The organism is Rhodococcus oxybenzonivorans, from assembly GCF_003130705.1.
GTDB lineage: Bacteria > Actinomycetota > Actinomycetes > Mycobacteriales > Mycobacteriaceae > Rhodococcus_F > Rhodococcus_F oxybenzonivorans.
Window position 1 is genome coordinate 3,384,830 of the sequence record NZ_CP021354.1, and the last position, 14,419, is coordinate 3,399,248.

A 14,419-nucleotide genomic window follows, 5' to 3' on the forward strand; every position below is an offset into this window, starting at 1 on the left:
GCGTGCTGATCGTTCACTCGACACCTGTCCGTTGCGAAGCGTGTAGCCCTACTGTGTCGCGGTGTGCCGGCGGCTCCTGCTCTGCGGCCGGGTCCTGCTGTGCTGCCGTATCGTGCCGGATGTCTGCGCCGTTCTCTTCTGTGCTGCCGGTTCCATTGCGATCGGGTTCATCATCCCCCACTCCCGCCACCGCCGCAGACAGTTCCCCGGCCCCGAGGGCGCTGAGGACGGCCTTCGCCGTGGTCGTGCCGATCCCGGGCACCGCCGTGATCTCCTCGACAGTGGCCTGCTTGAGGCGGGCGACAGAGCCGAAATGGGTGACCAGCGCCTTGCGGCGGGTATCGCCGAGACCGCGTACGGAGTCGAGCGCCGATGCCGTCATCCGGCGCGAGCGCTTGCTGCGGTGGAAGGTGATGGCGAAACGGTGCGCTTCGTCCCGCACCCGCTGCAGGAGGTACAGGGACTCACTGGTCCGGGGCAGGATCACCGGATCCTCCTCCCCCGGTACCCAGACCTCTTCGAGTCGCTTGGCGAGCCCTATCACCGCTACATCGGTGATGCCGAGTTCCTCGAGAACGGCGGATGCGGCCGCCACCTGCGGCGCACCCCCATCCACCACGAAAAGGTTGGGCGGATACGCAAAGCGTCGCGGACGCCCGGTCTGAGGGTCGATCGCCGCCTCGGGTGCGAGATCGCCGCCTTCGGAGCCTCCACCCGCCGCCTCTGCCTCCGCCCTCAGCACACCGACGTCGCGGTTGTGCCGCAGGAAACGCCTGCGGGTGACCTCGGCGATACTCGCGACGTCGTCGGAGCGGCCGTCGCCGGCGGCCTCCTTGATCGCGTAGTGGCGGTAGTCGGACTTGCGGGGCAAGCCGTCCTCGAAGACGACGAGTGATGCCACGACGTCCGTGCCCTGCACGTGGCTGATGTCGACACACTCGATGCGCAGGGGCGCGGAATCCAGATCGAGAGCCTCCTGGATCCCCTGTAGTGCAGCCGACCGGGAGGTGAAGTCACCAGCGCGTCGCAGCTTGTGTTGCGCCAGCGCCTCCTGCGCATTGCGCTGCACCGTCTCGGCGAGGGCCTTCTTGTCGCCGCGCTGCGGCACACGCACCCGGACTCCTGATCCACGCAACCCGCTCAGCCACTCCTGCACCTGCTCGGTGTCGTGTGGCAGCACCGGGACGAGCACCTCTCGCGGGACGCCGTTGCTTTCGCTCTCGCCGTCGGCGCCGCCCGCCAGCGCCGCCTGCTCGCCGTAGAACTGAGTGAGGAACTGCTCGACGAGAAGCGGTAGGTCCGAGCCCGCCTCGGAATCGACCGTTGCCCAGTCGATGACGTCTCCGGCTTTTTCGACCACCCAGCCGCGCTGCCCGCGGACCCGGCCACCGCGCACGTGGAACACCTGGACCGCCGCTTCGAGTTCGTCGGTCGCGAAGGCGACGAGGTCGGCATCGGTGCCGTCGCCGAGCACCACCGCCTGCTTCTCGAGTGCCCGCCGTAGCGCGCCGACGTCGTCACGCAGCCGCGCCGCCAACTCGAAGTCCAGCTCTTCGGACGCCTTCTGCATGCGTGCCTCGAGCTCGCGGACCAGCTTGTCGGTGCGGCCGGACAGGAAGTCGCAGAAGTCCTCCACGATCTGCCGGTGTTCCGCCGCCGACACGCGCCCCACACAGGGCGCCGAGCACTTGTCGATATAGCCGAGCAGACAGGGCCTGCCGATCTGATTGTGCCGCTTGAACACTCCGGCCGAACAGGTCCGGGCCGGGAACACGCGCAGCAGCAGATCCAGGGTCTCGCGGATTGCCCACGCGTGGGAGTAGGGACCGAAATACCGCACCCCTTTACGACGCGGACCGCGGTAGACGAACAACCGCGGAAACTCCTCGTTCAACGTGACCGCGAGCACCGGGTACGTCTTGTCGTCGCGGTACCGGACGTTGAACCGCGGATCGAATTCCTTGATCCAGTTGTATTCGAGCTGGAGTGCCTCCACCTCGGTGCTCACCACGGTCCACTCGACGCTGCCCGCGGTGGTGACCATCTGACGGGTACGCGGATGCAGCGTCGTGACGTCGGCGAAATAGGAGTTCAACCGCGAACGAAGACTCTTCGCCTTCCCCACGTAGATGACCCGGCCGTGCGGATCGCGGAACTTGTATACGCCCGGCGCCACCGGAATCGTTCCGGTCGCGGGGCGATATGTCGAAGGATCGGGCACCCCTCCACGTTAGTCGGCGCCACCGACCAACCCCGCATCCGCGACGGCCGGAACAGGCCGGCCAGTCAGGACGGTGCGTACTCCGACACGAGGTCGCGGAAGCGGTGCACGGCGTCCACCGCGTAGTCGCGGTCGTTCGACTGGATCGCCATCACGGGAACGTATTCGTCGTCGGGGAGTTCTATCCGCGCCCATGCCGCGCCGTCGGGAAACGAGAGTCCCTCGTACAGGTCCCAGTCGACGATCCGTTCGCCCAGGACGTTGCGGACAGCGATGCCGCGGGGGCCGACGCGCAATCGCGGACGTGTGAGCAGAAGCACCGCCCCGGCGAGCAGACACCCGATGCCGACGAAGGCCACCTGATCCGCGAGCCGGAAGTAGACGCCCGTCGAATCACCGCGCAGGAGAATGGCGAACGTCACGTGAAGGACGACCATGAGAATCGCCACGCCGATCGCGTACCGGCTCGACTTGCGTGGTCGCGAGACGAACTGCCACTCGGTTTCCGAGGAGGTCATGCGAGCGCATCTTCCGTTCGTTCCCGGCGCAGGCGCGCCAGGGTGACCGCAGTGTCGAGCGCCGCAGCGCACGCCTGCCCGCCCTTGTCCTCCACCGCACCGGGCAGGCCGCTGCGGTCGATCGCCTGCTGTTCGGTATCGGTGGTGAGAACACCGTTGCCGACGGGAGTGCTCTCGTCGAGGGACACCCTCGTCAGGCCGGCGGTCACCGCGTCGCAGACGTATTCGAAGTGCGGGGTACCGCCGCGGATCACGACACCGAGGGCGACCACGGCATCATGAGTGCGGGCCAGTTGCTGCGCGACTACCGGCAGTTCGATCGCACCGGCCACGCGCACCAGGGTGACTTTCTTCACCTTCGCGTCCGCGGCGACCCGCTGGGCACCGGCAATCAGCGCCTCCGAGATCTCCGCGTGCCAGCTTCCCGCCACGATCGCCAGCTCGAGGTCCTGAGCCTCACCGAGTTGCAGGTCAGGCAGACCTTCACCACTCACAGCAGCTCTCCCGCTTCGAAGTCGTCGAGCCCGATCAGGTCGTGCCCCATCCGGTCGCGCTTGGTGCGCAGATACGTCAGGTTCTCGGCGTTCGCGCGCAGCGGCATCGAGACACGCTCGGTGATCTGGAGGCCATAACCGTCGAGACCGACCCGCTTGGCCGGATTGTTCGTGAGCAACCGCATCGACGAGATGCCGAGATCGACAAGGATCTGCGCACCGATCCCATAGTCGCGGGCATCTGCCGGCAGACCCAGCTCGAGATTGGCATCGACGGTGTCCGACCCGGCGTCCTGCAACTGGTAGGCCTGCAGCTTGTGCATCAGTCCGATGCCGCGACCTTCGTGCCCCCGCATGTAGAGCACCACGCCGCGACCTTCCTGCGCCACCATGTCCAACGCGGCGTCGAGCTGGGGACCACAGTCGCAGCGCAGTGACCCGAACACGTCACCGGTGAGGCACTCCGAGTGCACTCGCACCAGGACGTCGCTGCCGTCACCGTCAGGACCCGGCAGGTCGCCGCGGACGAGCGCGACGTGCTCGACGTCGTCGTAGATGCTCCGGTAGCCGACGGCGGTGAACTCGCCGTGACGGGTGGGGATCCGTGCGGCCGCGACCCGTTCGACGTGCTTTTCGTGCTTGCGACGCCAGGCGATCAGATCGGCGATGGAGATCAGCGCGAGATTGTGGTCGTCGGCGAAGACCCTCAACTCGTCGGTCTGGGCCATATGGCCCTCGTCCTTCTGGCTGACGATCTCGCAGATCACGCCCGCCGGCCGGAGGTCGGCCATCCGGGCCAGGTCGACGGCGGCCTCGGTGTGGCCGGGGCGGCGCAGCACCCCGCCCTCCTTGGCGCGCAGCGGCACGACGTGGCCGGGACGGGTGAAGTCCTGGGCTCCGCTGGACGGGTCGGCGAGCAACCGCATGGTGGCGGCGCGGTCGGATGCGGAGATCCCGGTTCCGATGCCCTCACGGGCGTCGACGGTCACTGTGTACGCCGTGCCGTGCTTGTCCTGATTGGTGGCGTACATCGGGGGCAGACCCAGCCGATCGCAGTCCGCACCGTCGAGGGGCACACACAGGTATCCGGAGGTGTATCGAACCATGAAGGCAACCAACTCGGGGGTGGCCTTCTCCGCCGCGAAGATGAGGTCTCCCTCGTTCTCCCGGTCTTCGTCGTCGACGACGACGACAGCCTTACCTGCGGCGATATCCGCAACGGCGCGCTCGATACTGTCGAACCTGGTCACGTGCTCGGTCTCCAAAGTCTTGACTTACGCATCTTCGAATACAGCAATCGCATCCGTCGGATGCTTCTCAACAGTACGACTCAGCGGCCGGCGGCTTGCAGGCGCTCCACATACTTGGCGATCACGTCGACCTCCAGATTGACGGGTGCGCCGACCGGCGCCGCTCCCAGTGTGGTCAGGTTCAGCGTGGTGGGGATCAGCGAGATTTCGAAATACTCGTCGCCGCGCTCACCACCGAGCGCCGACACGGTCAGCGATACCCCGTCGACCGTGATCGATCCCTTCTCCACTACATACTTCGAGATAGCGTCGGGCAGAGCGATCCGCACCACTTCCCAGTTGTCGGACGGGCTCCGGCTGATGATGTGACCGGTACCGTCGACGTGCCCCTGAACGAGGTGACCGCCGAGCCTGCTGTTCAGCGCTGCCGCCCGCTCGAGGTTGACCCGGCTCCCGACATCGATCTTCTGCAGACTCGACCGGTTCAAGGTCTCCTGCATGACGTCGGCCGTGAACGACCCGTCGGCGAGCACTTCGACGACGGTGAGGCACACACCGTTCACGGCAATCGAGTCTCCGTGCGACGCATCAGAAGTGACCACCGGACCGCGCACGGTGAACCGTGCGGCGTCAGCCAGCTCTTCCTTGGCGACGACCTCACCCAATTCTTCGACGATTCCGGTGAACACGGTGGCTACTCCTCGTTTTCAGGCTGACAGTGATATTCAGGGCTTGCTGGACAGGGCGGGGTGCTCCGGCAGTGCCGGAATCAAACTCAACAACAAATCGGGGCCGATTGTTTCGACGGACTCGTGGTTGAACCGCAGTGCGCCGTCGATCGTGGACACCCCCGCCTCCGACACCGCGGGCCTGCCGGCACCGAGTACCAGCGGAGCGAGGTAGGCCTGGATCCGGTCGACCCGGCCTGCGGCAAGGAAGGCACCCGCCAACCGGGGCCCACCTTCGAGCAGAACGTCGGTGTACTCGGCGAGGGCGGCGACGACGTCGTTCACATCGTGGGTGCGGAGCAGCAGCGTGGGCGCCGAGTCGTCGAGAACCCGAGCGCGCGGCGGAAGCTCGGTCCGGCCGACGACCACGCGCAGCGGTTGGTGGGCGGCGAGGGACCCGTCGGGCAGCCGAGCCGTCAACCGTGGGTCGTCGGCGAGCACGGTCCCCGTGCCGACCACGATCGCATCGAGCTTCGCGCGGTCGGCGTGGACCCGTGCTCGGGCGTCGGGACCGGTGATCCACTTGCTGGTTCCATCCGCTGCGGCACTACGGCCATCGAGGGTCGCCGCGTATTTCCAGGTGATGTGCGGCCGGCCGGTGCGTTGCCGGTGCAGCCAGGCCCGGAGCGGCCCCCGCTCGACTTCCTGGGCGCGCAGTCCGGAGGCGACGGCGACGCCGGCGGCCGCGAGAGTTTCGGCGCCACCGGCCGCCTCTGGGTTGGGATCGGCCACCGCATAGTGGACGGCCACGACCCCGGCCTCGATCAGCGCGGTGGAGCAGGGCCCCGTGCGGCCGTGGTGGTTACACGGTTCCAGAGTGACCACGACCGTGCCTCCGCGCGCCGCGTCACCCGCCTCCCGCAACGCCACGACCTCGGCGTGGGGACCGCCCGGGGGCTGGGTCATTCCCACCCCGGCGATACGCCCGCCGGCGTCGAGCACGACAGCACCGACCGCGGGGTTCGGGCTGGTGAAACCACGGGCGGACTCCGCGGCGCCGATGGCGATCAGCATCGCGGCGTCGAGGTCTGCGGCAGAATTCTCGTGGGGCACGTTCACGGCTCGGCTGGGCCGTTACCGCGAGATGCTCAGGTGCGGAGAGGCTTTGGCAGCACTGGCTCGGAGCGCCTGCACCGCTTCGGCGGGATCGGAGGCGCCGTAGACAGCGGATCCGGCGACGAAGCAGTCGACTCCCGCCTCGGCGGCGGCCTCGACGGTGTCGGCGTTGATGCCACCGTCGATCTCCACGATCAGCGTCAGCTCACCCGAGTCGACCAGGCGCCGTACAGCCTTCGCCTTGGACAACACCTCCGGGATGAAGGACTGTCCGCCGAATCCGGGCTCCACGCTCATGACGAGAAGCGTGTCGAAATCTTTCAGAATTTCCAGGTAGGGCTCGATCGGCGTTCCCGGCTTCACACTGAGTCCTGCTTTCGCGCCGGCCGCCCGAATGTCGCGGGCCACCGACCGCGGGTCGTCGGTGGCTTCGGCGTGGAAGGTCACGTTGTGGGCGCCGGCTTCGGCGTAGGGCGGTGCCCAGCGACCCGGGTCGTCGATCATGAGGTGGCAGTCGAGCGGAATGTCCGTCGCCGCGAGCAGGCTCTTCACCACCGGAAGACCGAGCGTGAGGTTCGGGACGAAATGCGCGTCCATCACGTCGACGTGAAGCCAGTCGGCACCGGCGACCGCGGTCGCCTCCTCCGCGAGACGAGCAAAATCTGCAGACAGGATGGACGGTGCGATCATCGGGGTTGCCACGCGCCGGAGTTTAGTCGCACGCGGGAACGTCTCGGACCACGCGGTCGGCACCCCGAGAAACTTCGTCGCCCGCCGTCACGATTCCGCCATACTTGGGGGCATGGCGACCTGGGCGGACGTGGTGGACATCGGGAGGTCACTGCCCGCAGTGCAGGAAAGCACGTCCTACCGGACCCCGGCGCTGAAGGTGGCCGGCAAGCTGATCGCGAGACACCGCACGGAGTCCGACGGCGGGCTCATGGTGGTGTGCGGTCTCGACGAGAAGGCCGCTCTCCTCGAGGAGGGAAACGCCTTCTACACCATCCCCCACTACGACGGGTACGGCGCGATTCTGGTCCGTCTCGACGAGGTCGGACTCGACCAACTCACGGAGCTTCTGCAGGATGCCTGGCGGATCAAGGCCTCTGCTCAGCTCCGCAAGCAGGTCGACCGTCCCTGATCGCCAAGTCCGGGGCGATCGTAGGCCGCGGTGCGACGCCGGCGCGAAATCCGGTACGCAGACTCAGACCCCCAGCTTGAGACCCGCTCCCGCGTCGACCCGGAGCTGCTGTCCGGTGACGAACCGCGACTCGTCGGACGAAAGGAATACCACCGCGTGGGAAATATCCTCGGGCTCCACCCACGGCGTCGGCATCGCCTGCATGAAGGGGAACGTCACCTTCGCGTCTTCGGCGGTCGGGTTCTCGAGGTCGGGCCGGAACGTGCGGAACATCGGCGGGCTCTGGAGCATGTCCGTGTTGCAGTTGGTGGGATGGATGGCGTTGACGCGAATGGACTTCGGGCCCAGGGTGAGCGCCAGCGAATGCGTGTAGGTCTGCAGCATCTTCTTGGCCAGACCGTAACCGTCTCCGCCCGGCCCCTGGAGTGCCTGCTGACCGTTGAGGCCGGTCTGGGGGACGAGGCCGGCCACCGAACCGGTGGCAATGATCGACGCCCCACCGCCGAGATGCGGCAGAGCGACGTGGATGGTGTTGACCACACCCACGAAGTCGACGTCGAATGCGTCCACGAACCCTTCGACCGGCACATCGTTGCCGAGTGGGGCGATACCCGCGTTGGCGACCACCACGTCGAGCCGCCCGAGTCTGGCGACGGCGGCGTCGACTTCCCGTTTCAGCGCCGCGCGATCACGCACGTCGACCTTCGCCGTGACCACGCGACGTCCCGCCTTCTCGACGAGCTTCCCGGTCTCTTCCAGATCGGCCGGCGTCGCGAGGGGATACCCGTTCGATGCAATGTCCTCGCAGAGGTCGAAGGCGATGATGTCGGCGCCCTCGTCGGCGAGGTGGACGGCATGACTGCGCCCCTGCCCCCGTGCTGCGCCGGTGATCAGAACTACTTTCCCCGCTACCCGATTCATCGTGAGTCCTCCACTCGCTTGTGACGGCGACCTTCGTCGCGAGAAAAGTAGAACACGTTTTAGCACGAATGGGAACAGGTTCTAGTTATCTGAACGCGCGTCAGATTACGGTCACTCCATCGGCTTCCGCAGCGCAGCGAGGAACATCGCGTCGGTGCCGTGGCGGTGCGGCCACAGCTGCACACTCGTACCGTCACCGAGTCCCGGAACGCCCGGAACCAGCGCCCTCGTGTCGAGCGCTGTCGCGCCATAGCGGCGTACCGCATCCGCCACCACCGCCACTGTCTCCGACAGGTGCGGAGAACACGTGGAATACACGACGACCCCACCCGGGCGCACCAACCCCAGCGCCGAGGCGAGCAGTTCCCGCTGCAATTTCGCCAGACCGGCCACATCGGACGGCTGCCGACGCCAGCGTGCCTCGGGGCGGCGCCGCAGGGCACCGAGACCGGTGCACGGCGCGTCGACCAGGATTCGGTCGTACCCACCGGCAAGCCCGGGATCGCGCCCGTCCGCGACATGCACGTCGACCGGGAGTTCCCGCGTCGTCTTACGAATGAGGTCGGCGCGGTGCGCCACCGGCTCCACCGCATCGAGTCGCCCGCCCTCGATACCTGCGAGTGCGCCGAGAAGCGCGGCTTTACCACCGGGTCCGGCACAGAGATCGAGCCACCGTCCGCCGTCCGCTCCCTCGAGTGGGGCCAGAGCGAGTGCCCGGGCCACCAGCTGACTGCCCTCGTCCTGCACACCGGCCAGACCCTCGCGCACAGCGTCGAGCTGGCCCGGGTCGCCACCGTCGAGATACACCGCATACGGCGAGTACCGGCCGACCTCTCCCCCGGTGACCAGAGCCAATTCTTCCGCCGAGATCTCACCCGGCCGCGCGACGAGGTGAACGGCCGGGCGTGAATCGTCGGCGATCAGGACATCCTCGAGTTCGCCGGCATCGGGCCCCAGCGCATCCGCGAACACCTGCGCGATCCAGGCCGGGTGCGCATGCTGGAAGGCCAGCCGCCCGATCGGGTCGGACGGCGCCAACCGCTCCACCCACTCCGCTTCCGACCGCTCCGACACCCTGCGCAACACGGCGTTGACGAACCCGGCCTTGCCCGGACCCGCCTCTGCGCGGACGAGGTCGACAGAGGTGGCGACGGCGGCGTGCGGGGCCACCCGCGTACGGAGAAGCTGGTAGGCGCCCAGCTGGAGCACATCCAGCAGCGGGCCGTCGACCTCCCCGATCGGGCGGCCCGCACAGTCCGCGATGACCGCGTCCAGCAGTCCCCGCGCTCGCGCCGCGCCGTAGGCCAATTCCGTGGCAAGCGCGGCGTCCCGGCCGTCGAGTCGCCGCTCCCGCAGCAGTCCGGGGAGGACCAGGTTCGCGTAGGCGTCCCGTTCACGCACTGCCCGCAACACGTCACGTGCAGCGAGCCGAGGTTGATCCAGACCCGCCTGGGCGGCATCGGGCCGACGCGCCTGGCGCGGCCGATTGTTGCTCGCGCCTGTTCCTGCCCTCTTGCCGCGTGCGGGTCTTCTCGAGTCGCTCACTGTGCCCGTACCTTCGCGTCGAGTCGTGCGCCCCGCGCCCAGTCGAGAGCGGACATCTGTCTTTTTCCTTGAGGTTGGATCCGGTCCAGCCGGACTGCCACCGTGGAGGTTCCGACGAGGAAGTCGCTCTTGGTCACGGAGATTTCTCCGGGCTCGAGCCTGTCGTCGGTGAGGGTGAGCGGGCCGACCTTGACGCGAACGTCCCCGATCGTCGTCCATGCTCCCGGTGCGGGTGTCACCGAGCGGACATGCCGATCGATCACCACAGCCGTTCTGTCCCAACGGATTCGGGCTTCCTCCACGGCGACCTTGGGTGCATACGAGACGCCGTCTCCCGGCTGCGGAACCGCTGTGATCGTGCCGTCCGCCAGTCCGTCGAGAACGGATTCGAGGAGAACCGCCCCGCTGTCGGCCAATCGGCCGAGAAGGTCACCCGCGGTATCGGTGGCGCGGATTCGCTCGGTCACGACCCCGTATACCGGGCCCGTGTCCATTCCAGCCTCGAGCCGGAAGGCGCTCGCGCCCGTCATGTCGTCGCCGGAAGCGATTGCCGCCTGCACCGGCGCCGCACCCCGCCAGGCGGGCAGCAACGAGAAGTGCAGGTTGACCCAGCCAAGGGCCGGAATGTCCAGCACCTTCTGCGGAAGCAACGCACCGTAGGCGACGACGGGAGCACACTCGGGCGCCAGGTCGGTCAGTCGTGCGAGGAACTCCGGATCCGAGGGTCGCTCGGGCGTGAGCACCTCGATACCGTGCGCGTCCGCAAGGGCACCGATCGGCGATCGGACTACCTTCCGTCCTCGCCCGGCCACCGCGTCCGGCCGTGTGATCACGGCGACCACCTCGTGACGGGCGGAACGGATGAGTCGCTCGAGAGACGGCACAGCGGGTTCGGGTGTACCGGCGAAGACTAGGCGCACGTCGGCGACCCACACAGCTGACGACGGACCGCGGTGCGGGCCGAAACGATACTCACGAAAAAAGCTCCCCTTGGGTCGACGGTGTGACGACCAGTCTAGGGAGTCGCGCGCCTCACGATGACACTGCGATGCGCAACCACGACAAACCGGCGGGCTCCAGGAAATGTCGCGGCACGATGTCGAAAATGCGAGCACAGCTCCGTCCCAGGGTTGAAATACGGCCACAATGGGCCGTACACCACACCGAGGAGAGAAGACGATGGCCAAGTACCTGCTGCTCAAGCACTACCGAGGCGCACCGGCACCGGTCAACGACGTACCGATGGATCAGTGGACGCCGGAGGAGGTTTCGGCCCACATGCAGTACATGGAGAACTTTGCCGCTCGGATCGAAAGCACCGGCGAATACGTCGACAGTCAGGCATTGTCACCGGAAGGCACGTTCGTCCGGTACGACGGCGAGGGGCGTCCGCCGGTGACCGACGGCCCGTTCGCGGAGACCAAGGACCTGATCGCGGGCTGGATGGTGATCGACGTCGAGACCCGCGAGCGGGCGCTCGAACTCGCCGGTGAATTGTCTGCAGCTCCGGGCGCGGGCGGGAAGCCGATCCACGAGTGGCTCGAGGTGCGCCCGTTCCTGACCGAGCCGCCCACCATCACGGAGTGACCGAGGTGGACGAGGTCGTGCTGCGGACCCTCACCCCCACGGTGATCGGGATCCTCGTCCGCCGCGGAGCCGACTTCGCGGCGGCCGAGAACGCCGTGCAAGACGCTCTGGTGGAAGCGGTGCGCGTGTGGCGGGCCGATCCGCCGCGAGATCCCCAGGGCTGGCTGATCACCGTCGCCTGGCGCAAGTTCCTCGACGCCACCCGCACCGATACCTCCCGGCGCCGGCGCGAGGCGCTCGTCGAGGTGGAGCCCGCACCGGGCCCGGCACCGTCGGTCGACGACACACTCCAGCTGTACTTCCTGTGCGCGCATCCTTCCCTGGCACCGGCGTCGGCCGTCGCGCTCACGTTGCGCGCGGTCGGCGGCCTGACCACGCGTCAGATCGCGCAGGCCTACCTCGTACCCGAGGCGACCATGGCCCAGCGGATCACCCGGGCCAAGCGGACCATCTCCAAAGTCCGGCTCGACCAGCCCGGCGACGTCGCCACGGTGTTGCGTGTGCTCTACCTCGTCTTCAACGAGGGTTACTCCGGCGATGTCGACCTCGCCGCGGAGGCGATCAGGCTCACCCGCCAACTGGCAGCCGAGGTCAGGCACGAGGAGGTGGCGGGCCTGCTCGCGCTGATGCTGCTCCACCACGCCCGACGCTTGGCACGGACCGCCGCCGACGGTAGCCTCGTGCCTCTCGCCGAGCAGGACCGCAGTTTGTGGGACACCCGACTGATCGCCGAGGGCATCGACGTACTGCAGGCAGCTCTTGCCCGCGACCGATTGGGCGAGTTTCAGGCTCAGGCCGCCATCGCCGCGCTCCACGCCGATGCCCGTACCGCCGAGGAGACCGACTGGGTGCAGATTGTCGAGTGGTACGACGAACTGGTGCGCCTCACCGACAGCCCGGTAGCGCGCCTCAATCGAGCTGTCGCGGTCGGCGAGGCCGACGGTCCGCGGGCCGGCCTGGCTGCCCTCGCGGAGATCGACCCCGCCCTGCCCCGGTACGCCGCCGTCGGGGCATACCTCCACGAGCGGGATGGTGACCCCGTGACCGCTGCACGGCTCTACGCCGACGCTGCCCGATCGGCGTCCAGCCTCGCCGAACGCGACCACCTCACGCGACAGGCGGCACGCCTCAACGCGCAAAAGTGCCGGTGATCCCCGGGCAACAGGCCACACTCGCGTCTGAAATTTCAGAAGTTACTGTCGACGACTACCTGGGGAATGTCCGCGCCGATCGGAACGAACTCGCATCGCGCAATCGGAATGGCGTTGGGGTCCAGAGCCGTTCGGATGAGATCCAACGCGAACGGATCGTACGGTGCCCGGAAATGCCCCGACCCGTCCTGCGGACACAGGTCCTGGATGACGAGGTTCACCGCCCCGTCGCCGTGCAGCGCCATGTTGGAAAACGGCTGGATCATTTCGTCGTAGCGCGAACTGACGGTGGTGTAGGAGACACCGGGAACCGTGTCACCGCCGGCATTCAGTTCGGTCATGAACGGTGACCCCTGCATCTGCTGACCGACCGCCACAGAGGTGAGCTCGGTAACCACGTCCGGCCCACCGGGGAGCGCCTGGAACATCGGGGCTAGCCCGAACATCACACCGCCGTAACTGGGGGAAGCGAGCCCTACCCACTGGTCGACGAAGCGTGCACCACCGAGCTTGTTCACGTAGTAGCGGCTGACATTCGCTCCTTGCGAGTATCCGACCACGTCGACTTTTTCCGCACCCGTCGACTCGCGGACCTGAGCGACGAATCGGCCGAATTCTCCGGCACTGTCGACGATGTCTTCGGTGCCGTACGTGTCGGCGCCGGGTTTGCCGCCGTAATTGAGGGCGAACACGCAGTATCCGTCCGCCGCGAGCAAGGGAGACAACGCGGCCCAGTCGGTGTAGGCGCTGGCGTCGGTGCCATGCGCGAGAACGACGGGCTCGGGATGCTCGGGCGCGGGCGTACAGGAGAAATCGTTCGATCCGGCGGGAGCGCTGCCCGGATGCGCTTCCGCGTACGCGGCGGCCGCGCTGCGCGCGCTCTGCGGTACTCCGACACCTGCGGGCACTTCGAGTCCCGACGCCGGAACGTCTTCGGCCTGGGCTGTGGTCAGCCCTGCGGAAAACAGCAAAGCAACACAAGCAGCGACCGTGACAACACCTCGAAGGTTCATGATCTCTCCCCGACACCGCGGCTATTCCCTGTGAACTTTCCCAGAGTGTGCCCGTGGTGTCGCGACGAGAGTGGGACCCTACGCTCGGTGTGTCGCTAGGAGTCGGCGCTCTTCGTGTCGCCGGAGTCCTGTTCGTCCTCCGCGAGAAGCCGGTACAACGCACGCCGGGTTTCGGTGAGAATTTCTCCGGCGCGTCGGATCTGGTCCTCATTCCCCACAGCGGCGACCTGCCCTGCCGCGCCCATGAGCTGCCCGATCAGGCCGCGCAGGTCTTCCGCCGGCCGGCCGACACTCTCGCGGACGTCATCCCAGGGGGTGCCGAGCTCAGCGGTGTTCGCCTCGACGAACGTCTTCCCTTCCTCGGTCAGACGAGCGGTCTTGCGTCCCGCGACCTTCTCGATGAGAACGAGCCCCTCGTCCTCGAGCTGGGACAGTGCGGGGTAGATCGATCCGGGGCTGGGCTTCCACACCCCACCACTGCGGTCGACGATCTGCTGGATGAGCTCGTACCCGTGCATCGGTTCCTCCGCGAGCAGCAGGAGGATCGCCGAACGGACATCACCGCGTCGCCCCCTGCCACCGCGGCCCCGGCCTCGGCCGAACGCCATACCCGGACCGAATCCGGGATCTCCGTCCGGACCGAACGGCCCGCGACGGTGCCCGTGACGGTGCGGGCCGTTCGGGCGGCCCGTCCGCTGGTGTGCGAATCGGTCCCTGCGGGAACCGCGGTGTCCGATATGAAAGTTCTGCATGTCAGCCTCCTCAGGCTTATCGATGATGCATCAACGATATAT

Annotated in this window: 15 protein-coding genes; 3 read left to right on the forward strand and 12 right to left on the reverse strand. The window is 67.5% G+C overall.

The window, feature by feature from the left end; all coding sequences use genetic code 11:
• Window positions 1–13 precede the first annotated feature (13 nt).
• From uvrC to rpe, 7 genes are all read right to left on the reverse strand, one after another.
• Window positions 14–2,221, reverse strand: a complete 2,208-nt coding sequence (gene uvrC / locus CBI38_RS15960) for an excinuclease ABC subunit UvrC (protein WP_230989855.1) — start codon at window positions 2,219–2,221, stop codon at window positions 14–16.
• A 65-nt stretch (window positions 2,222–2,286) separates the two neighbouring features.
• Window positions 2,287–2,739: a PH domain-containing protein gene (locus tag CBI38_RS15965; protein WP_109330248.1), complete on the reverse strand. Its 453-nt coding sequence runs from the start codon at window positions 2,737–2,739 to the stop codon at window positions 2,287–2,289.
• Window positions 2,736–3,233: a 6,7-dimethyl-8-ribityllumazine synthase gene (ribH, locus tag CBI38_RS15970; RefSeq protein ID WP_109330250.1), complete on the reverse strand. Its 498-nt coding sequence runs from the start codon at window positions 3,231–3,233 to the stop codon at window positions 2,736–2,738. Before ribH ends, CBI38_RS15965 begins: the two co-directional genes overlap by 4 nt.
• Entirely contained in the window at window positions 3,230–4,483 is a 1,254-nt protein-coding gene (locus tag CBI38_RS15975; protein ID WP_109335132.1) for a bifunctional 3,4-dihydroxy-2-butanone-4-phosphate synthase/GTP cyclohydrolase II, read from the reverse strand. The genes ribH and CBI38_RS15975 overlap by 4 nt, the downstream gene beginning before the upstream one ends.
• 80 nt (window positions 4,484–4,563) lie before the next feature.
• Window positions 4,564–5,172, reverse strand: a complete 609-nt coding sequence (locus tag CBI38_RS15980; RefSeq protein WP_109330252.1) for a riboflavin synthase — start codon at window positions 5,170–5,172, stop codon at window positions 4,564–4,566.
• A 36-nt stretch (window positions 5,173–5,208) separates the two neighbouring features.
• Entirely contained in the window at window positions 5,209–6,264 is a 1,056-nt protein-coding gene (ribD, locus tag CBI38_RS15985) for a bifunctional diaminohydroxyphosphoribosylaminopyrimidine deaminase/5-amino-6-(5-phosphoribosylamino)uracil reductase RibD (protein ID WP_109335133.1), read from the reverse strand.
• Window positions 6,265–6,285: 21 nt separating this feature from the next.
• A complete protein-coding gene (gene rpe / locus CBI38_RS15990) occupies window positions 6,286–6,969 on the reverse strand; it encodes a ribulose-phosphate 3-epimerase (RefSeq protein WP_109335134.1) in 684 nt (227 codons plus the stop codon).
• A gap of 100 nt (window positions 6,970–7,069) precedes the next feature.
• Between rpe and CBI38_RS15995 the strand changes: the two genes are divergently transcribed.
• Window positions 7,070–7,408: an MmcQ/YjbR family DNA-binding protein gene (locus CBI38_RS15995; protein ID WP_109330253.1), complete on the forward strand. Its 339-nt coding sequence runs from the start codon at window positions 7,070–7,072 to the stop codon at window positions 7,406–7,408.
• Between the two features lie 63 nt (window positions 7,409–7,471).
• On the opposite strand, the gene CBI38_RS16000 is transcribed toward CBI38_RS15995, so the two are convergent.
• The 3 genes from CBI38_RS16000 to fmt all read right to left on the reverse strand — a co-directional run bounded on the left by CBI38_RS16000 (window position 7,472) and on the right by fmt (window position 10,794).
• Window positions 7,472–8,329: a mycofactocin-coupled SDR family oxidoreductase gene (locus CBI38_RS16000; protein WP_109330255.1), complete on the reverse strand. Its 858-nt coding sequence runs from the start codon at window positions 8,327–8,329 to the stop codon at window positions 7,472–7,474.
• Window positions 8,330–8,440: 111 nt separating this feature from the next.
• Window positions 8,441–9,874 (reverse strand): RsmB/NOP family class I SAM-dependent RNA methyltransferase, encoded by a 1,434-nt coding sequence (locus CBI38_RS16005; RefSeq protein ID WP_109330257.1) that lies wholly within the window; start codon window positions 9,872–9,874, stop codon window positions 8,441–8,443.
• Complete coding sequence (fmt, locus tag CBI38_RS16010; protein WP_109335135.1) at window positions 9,871–10,794, reverse strand: methionyl-tRNA formyltransferase; 924 nt, start codon at window positions 10,792–10,794, stop codon at window positions 9,871–9,873. The genes CBI38_RS16005 and fmt overlap by 4 nt, the downstream gene beginning before the upstream one ends.
• A gap of 259 nt (window positions 10,795–11,053) precedes the next feature.
• Here fmt and CBI38_RS16015 point away from each other — a divergent pair, with 259 nt between their 5' ends.
• Together CBI38_RS16015 and CBI38_RS16020 are read left to right on the forward strand one after the other, a co-directional pair.
• Window positions 11,054–11,461, forward strand: a complete 408-nt coding sequence (locus CBI38_RS16015; protein WP_109330259.1) for a YciI family protein — start codon at window positions 11,054–11,056, stop codon at window positions 11,459–11,461.
• 5 nt (window positions 11,462–11,466) lie between these two features.
• Window positions 11,467–12,612 carry an RNA polymerase sigma factor gene (locus tag CBI38_RS16020; protein WP_109335136.1) on the forward strand — a complete coding sequence of 382 codons (1,146 nt, stop codon included), beginning with the start codon at window positions 11,467–11,469 and terminating at the stop codon, window positions 12,610–12,612.
• A gap of 35 nt (window positions 12,613–12,647) precedes the next feature.
• On the opposite strand, the gene CBI38_RS16025 is transcribed toward CBI38_RS16020, so the two are convergent.
• Both CBI38_RS16025 and CBI38_RS16030 read right to left on the reverse strand, forming a co-directional pair.
• Window positions 12,648–13,625, reverse strand: coding sequence for an esterase/lipase family protein (locus CBI38_RS16025; protein WP_109330260.1), 978 nt, complete (start codon window positions 13,623–13,625; stop codon window positions 12,648–12,650).
• Between the two features lie 95 nt (window positions 13,626–13,720).
• Entirely contained in the window at window positions 13,721–14,377 is a 657-nt protein-coding gene (locus CBI38_RS16030; protein WP_109330263.1) for a PadR family transcriptional regulator, read from the reverse strand.
• Window positions 14,378–14,419: the final 42 nt, after the last annotated feature.